At 58.3% G+C, this 379-nt stretch carries 1 protein-coding gene; it reads right to left on the reverse strand.

Annotated features, from left to right (window positions below; all coding sequences use genetic code 11):
* The coding region (locus AC1D1Y_RS26840) for an FAD-linked oxidase C-terminal domain-containing protein (protein ID WP_477685016.1) at positions 1-379 on the reverse strand (379 nt) is incomplete at both ends.

The raw sequence follows: 379 nt of genomic DNA on the forward strand, positions 1-379 counted from the left end.
CTGTACAGCAGGTTGGCGCGCGGCACGTGGGTAGCGCACACGGGCTTGCACTTGCCGCAGCGCAGGCAGTCCTTCACCGAATCAGCAATCGCGCCAATATCGCTCTGCTGCATGATGATGGACTCATGCCCCATGAGGCCGAACGACGGCGTATAGGCGTTCGTCAGATCAGCATAGATGGTCGAACCATCTTCAGTCAAATGCGGTGCAAACCCACTACCAGGCTGCGCAGGCAGCTCCTGATTTCGTAGCAACTTGCCTTTGTTGAAGCGTCCCTCGGGGTCCACCTTGGCCTTGTAGGCAATGAAGGGTGCCAGCTCGGCTTCGCTCAAAAACTCCAGCTTGGTGATACCAATGCCGTGCTCGCCCGAGATCACGC

Source organism: Polaromonas sp. P1_G1, from assembly GCF_056405595.1.